Here is a 4,953-nt window from a genome sequence, read left to right as displayed (position 1 = left end):
CCATGGGATTTGATTTTCTGTCATTCAAAAATCAGATGGTGAAAACTTATCAACGATCGAATGAAATTTTCATAATACCCCTCCGTTTAGTAGTAAAACCCTCTATTTTTATAGAACTCAAATAGTCCTGTTTTTCTTAAATTACTGACTTTCATTTGAATAGCTGCTTCAGTTTTTTCAAGTGCAAAAGCTACCGTCTGTAGATCGTCAGCTTCATAGTATTTACAAAGATACTCAAGCTCGTCTTCAGTGAAGTTTTTGCCATGTTTTTGATGGAAATCAGGATGATATTGCATTCGATAGTTATCATCGTATACATATACCTCTTCCAATTTTCTCCCTCCTATTGCATATTCCAGGAGTCAACGCATATAATAATGGTGTCGAGGCATTATTAAGAGTTGACCCTTCCGGTCAGCTTTTTTTATTTGTGTTTTTTTAAATATTCCAAATTTATTTCGTATTTTTTCGCAAATTGGGTAAAAAATTATGATGCTGAATTTATTTGGACCTGATATTTAATTGCCATTTCTTTAACAACAGCTAAATATATTTCTAGCAATCTCTTATCTTCTTCAATCACATCTAGCCTAGAAACTTTATCAATTTTAGATTTAGCTACACCTTCTAATGCCATTTTTCTTTGCTTGTTCGTTAGACGTTGTTTTATATTCGACTCTGCACGTTCATCTAATAATTTGTAACTTTCATTTCTTATTTCTTGGTATTGTTTATGTCCACCAGTTTTACGAGCAATTTTATTAATAATTTCTGTAGTTTCCTTTCTCCAGTCGATTGAATTCAAAGCAACGATTTCACTTATGTTATGTACCTGCTGCTTTGTTTCCTCAACTGCTTGGCTAAGACGTTTTTGTTCTAGATCATTTTTAGCAAGCGAGTTAAAAATTTGACTAAACATTTGTAATTCTGGACTTAGTTGCGAAGTATCAATTGCATTTTGTTTAATGTTGTAATATTCATCGACTAACATTTCGTAAGCGTTCCATGCTTCATCTGTGTTTAATGATTTTGCATGAAGCCACGCTCCTTTTTCCGTCCAAAGGTATAAGATTGAAGCGAATTTTAGGTTATCGTCAATTTGACGTGACCCTTTAAAATGTCTAAGTTCTTCTCCAGACAATGAAATATAGTGTTTACCTTGAACGTATCTATCAGAATTTCTTTGAAAGTTACGGTTTATTATTTTAGTATCTGTACCATAAACACCTGCTAATTGCTGAGTCGTTAATACTCGAACACCGTTTTGGTTAATAACTTGTAAATTATTCATTATTTTTCTTCACCCACTTCTAAACCTTCATCTATTGATACCAAAACTTCTAAACACCAATTAATTGCATGATCTAGATATTCTTCTCGACTAATCGGAACTATTCGTTCACCATGCTGATCTATAATCTTTAATTCAAACTTTTCTTCATGTACCACGGCTTCAAGAAGAGTTTTAAATATTTCATTATGCTTATCGTTTACTGTTGCTTTTAGTTGTTCATACTTGTTTTCATTATTACCCTTTGTACCAGAATCGCTTATTTCACTCTTTAATAGTTCAATAGCTTGTTCAACTTGCTTAATCGCTACTACTGGTGCGTTTGAAAAACGCTGCATACCTTCTAATGCAACCTCTAATCTAACTTGTGCCTCTAAAATGTTTTTCAATTGTTTCTCCTCCAGGTTGTCCATTATTTTTGTAAAAAGAGTGCTCCTTATGGAGCATATTACTTATTAATACAAATCAATCGAATATCTTTGTCTATGCACTTTTCAGAGTCGCAATATGTTAAGTTTTCTCCTTCGGTCTCATACTCTGCTCCACATTCAATACATAAGTATGTGAATATGATTTTTTCTTCCTCCATTTCATTCACCACCCCAAAGGTATTTGTTAAATAGCGCCTTTACACTTTTAGGAGCTATCAACATAAAAGCTAAAAATCCAGCTAATCCAAAACCAACCATGAAATACATTACTAATAAGGTAGTCATAAATCATTCTCCTTTTTGGTTGTGTTCAACCGTTATATTCCCAACAGTTAAATTCTTGAATGTAATTTGTTTTCCGTACTTTCGAGATAGGATGCTTTCGATAATTGGCTTTAATTTAAGTACTTTTTCATCTGTTAATTGATATCCATTAATAGCCATTGATCTCACCTCAATAAAGCATATTCCTTAAGGACGATTGGACAAATATTATTTTTTCAATGCAATTCGTTCCTATTAAGGAACGTTTACATCAAAAAAATAAGCACTTGGAATCCCTAAGTGTGCACTCATTAGTCTAGCCTCTTGCAATGAAAAATCTCCCCCAGTGCCGTTTAATTTTTGATTAACAGCACTCTGACTTTTATCCAATAATTCTCCCAATTTCTTTTGGGATATGTTGTTTTCAACCAAATATGCTTTGATTTTCATATATGGTCGATGTCTACGGGAAGTATTCCCATTAATATTTGCCATCATATCACCTCGTTTCATTCCGTTCCTATATAGGAACAACTTTAGTATAGGTTAACAATATTTAGATGTCAATAAAATATATTCCTTAAAAGGAACTTTATTTCTTGTTTATGTTGCATTAAAGGAATTTAGGCGGTATTATATTAGATATAAATAATATGTGGGAGAGAAATCAATAAAATGTATTCATTTGGAGAGATATTAAAAAGTTTGCGAACCTCAAAAAAACTTAGTATTGAACAGTTAGCAAAGAAGATCAATGAAAAATATGATACTACTATAAGTAAAAGTATGATTTCCAGATATGAAAACAATCTTGCGGAACCAAAGATGGACGTGGTGCGTGTTTTCGCAGATTTCTTTGATGCTTCACCTGAATATATTATGGGACTGGAAGATACAAACGATAAAACAGCTAATAAAAACAGTAAAGCAATTGAAACAATTGCTGCACATTTGGATGAGAAAAATATTACTGAAGAAAAAATGAAAGACATTATTAAATACATAGATTTTATTTTTCAAGACGAGGAGTAATTTAGGGGGTCTATTTTTTTGCATTACGAAACGCTACTAACGAGATATTCTGACATACCAGTCAAAGAAATGGTACTCCACTTTGGTTTTAAAGGTTTATACAAAAATGGAAAAATTCGAATTGAAAAAAGATTAAACGATACAGAAAAAGGTTGTATCTTAGCTGAAGAAATCGGACATCATTTCAAAACAGTTGGCAATATATTGAACCAAACTAATTTAAATAACATTAAACAAGAAAAAATAGCTAGACAATGGGCTTATGACGCACTTATTCCATTATCCAGCTTAAAAGATGCATACTATAACGGTTGCACTAATAGATTTGAAGTTGCTGAGTTTTTAGATGTTACTGAAGAATTTTTACAAGAGGCTCTTGATCGCTACATTGAAAAATATGGAGACTCAATTTGTTGTGGTAACATGACTATTCGTTTAAATCCTTTAGATATCTTAATGTCAAAATAGATTGGAGGATTACAATGAAATGTAGCATATATGTCAGAGTATCGACAGATGAACAAGCTAAACATGGTTACTCCATAGCTGCACAAATAGAAAAATTAGAGGCTTATTGTATATCTCAAGGATGGGAACTTACTGAAAGATATATAGATGAGGGATATTCAGCCAAAGATTTAAACAGGCCACAGTTTGAGGAAATGATGGATTCTATTAAACAAGGAAATATTGATATACTTTTGGTATATAGATTGGACAGGCTTACTAGATCAGTTATTGATCTATATAAAATTTTAAATTTATTAGATGATAATAATTGTAAATTTAAAAGTGCAACTGAAGTTTATGATACTACGAATGCAATGGGAAGATTGTTCATTACACTCGTTGCTGCCATAGCACAATGGGAAAGAGAAAATTTAGCCGAACGTGTTCGACTAGGTATGGAGAAGAAAACCAAAATGGGTAAGTGGAAAGGTGGAGCTCCTCCATATGGTTACACTTACGAAAATGATGAATTAAGTATTAACAACGTTGAAGCAGAACTTGTAAAAAAAATATTTGAAATGTCAAAAGTATTCGGATTCTACACAATAGCTAAAAAACTAACAGAAATAGGTTATCAAACTAAAAAAGGTGGAGATTGGCACGTAGATACTATTAGAGATATTGCCAACAACCCCATATACGCAGGATATTTAACCTTTAACGAAAGCCTCAAAGAATATAAAAAACCTCCTCGAGAACAAACATTGTACGAGGGAAACCATTTAAGAATAATTCCACGAGACGATTTCTGGGCATTACAAGATATATTAGATAAACGAAGAGTAGCTGGGGGTAAACGCGAGACTAGTAATTACTATTTCTCATCTATTCTCAAATGTGGTAGATGTGGACATTCAATGTCTGGACACAAAGGAACCAAAGGTGTTAAAACATATAGATGTTCTGGTAAGAAAGCTGGTAAACGTTGTAGCAGCCATATTATTAAAGAAGAAACATTACTCAATACCGTATTAATCCAATTGGATCTACTCATTAACGATGTTAAAGGTGATACTAACGCCTCAAACATATCTAAAACTAAAATTAATGAACTTCAACAGGAACTTAAAAACATACAGAAATTATTAAAAAAGCAAAAAACAATGTATGAAGCAGACATTATCGACATCGATGAGTTAATTATAAAAACGGAAAAGTTACGTGAGCAAGAAAGGCAAATAACAGCTGATTTAAAAAACTATACGCAAGATAACAATAAAAATAGTTTGGAAATCAGTTTTCTAAAAGAGAATATTCATTCATTATGGCAATTAGCAAATGATTATGAACGTAAACAAATGATTATGACATTATTTACTCAATTAGTAATCGATACAAAAGACGAATATAAAAGAGGTTCGGGAATACCTCGTGAAATAATAATAGTTTCAGCTAAATAAAATGTCTTTTGTGGGTGTTAGTACA

At 32.1% G+C, this 4,953-nt stretch carries 9 protein-coding genes; 3 read left to right on the top strand and 6 right to left on the bottom strand.

The window, feature by feature from the left end; genetic code table 11:
- Nucleotides 1-86: 86 nt before the first annotated feature.
- From CN692_RS22965 to CN692_RS22950, 6 genes are all read right to left on the bottom strand, one after another.
- On the bottom strand, nt 87-332 hold the full coding sequence (locus tag CN692_RS22965) for a DNA-entry nuclease (protein WP_257144105.1): 246 nt from the start codon (nt 330-332) through the stop codon (nt 87-89).
- 155 nt (nt 333-487) lie between these two features.
- Nucleotides 488-1,291 carry an ORF6N domain-containing protein gene (locus CN692_RS22960; RefSeq protein WP_098121448.1) on the bottom strand — a complete coding sequence of 268 codons (804 nt, stop codon included), beginning with the start codon at nt 1,289-1,291 and terminating at the stop codon, nt 488-490.
- Entirely contained in the window at nt 1,291-1,680 is a 390-nt protein-coding gene (locus tag CN692_RS22955) for a hypothetical protein (protein WP_098121447.1), read from the bottom strand. Before CN692_RS22955 ends, CN692_RS22960 begins: the two co-directional genes overlap by 1 nt.
- A gap of 201 nt (nt 1,681-1,881) precedes the next feature.
- On the bottom strand, nt 1,882-2,007 hold the full coding sequence (locus CN692_RS26895) for a hypothetical protein (RefSeq protein WP_257144104.1): 126 nt from the start codon (nt 2,005-2,007) through the stop codon (nt 1,882-1,884).
- Nucleotides 2,008-2,010: 3 nt separating this feature from the next.
- Nucleotides 2,011-2,166, bottom strand: a complete 156-nt coding sequence (locus CN692_RS26350; protein ID WP_179874527.1) for a hypothetical protein — start codon at nt 2,164-2,166, stop codon at nt 2,011-2,013.
- Between the two features lie 75 nt (nt 2,167-2,241).
- Nucleotides 2,242-2,481, bottom strand: a complete 240-nt coding sequence (locus CN692_RS22950; RefSeq protein WP_098121446.1) for a helix-turn-helix domain-containing protein — start codon at nt 2,479-2,481, stop codon at nt 2,242-2,244.
- 180 nt (nt 2,482-2,661) lie between these two features.
- Here CN692_RS22950 and CN692_RS22945 point away from each other — a divergent pair, with 180 nt between their 5' ends.
- The 3 genes from CN692_RS22945 to CN692_RS22935 are packed head-to-tail and all read left to right on the top strand — an operon-like array spanning nt 2,662 to nt 4,928.
- Complete coding sequence (locus tag CN692_RS22945; RefSeq protein ID WP_098121445.1) at nt 2,662-3,018, top strand: helix-turn-helix domain-containing protein; 357 nt, start codon at nt 2,662-2,664, stop codon at nt 3,016-3,018.
- 18 nt (nt 3,019-3,036) lie between these two features.
- Nucleotides 3,037-3,486 (top strand): ImmA/IrrE family metallo-endopeptidase, encoded by a 450-nt coding sequence (locus CN692_RS22940; RefSeq protein ID WP_257144103.1) that lies wholly within the window; start codon nt 3,037-3,039, stop codon nt 3,484-3,486.
- Nucleotides 3,487-3,500: 14 nt separating this feature from the next.
- Complete coding sequence (locus CN692_RS22935) at nt 3,501-4,928, top strand: recombinase family protein (protein WP_098121444.1); 1,428 nt, start codon at nt 3,501-3,503, stop codon at nt 4,926-4,928.
- Nucleotides 4,929-4,953: the final 25 nt, after the last annotated feature.

It is taken from the genome of Bacillus sp. AFS002410 (genome assembly GCF_002556365.1).
Lineage (GTDB): Bacteria > Bacillota > Bacilli > Bacillales > Bacillaceae_G > Gottfriedia.
This window is presented reverse-complemented; position numbering and strand designations above follow the sequence as displayed.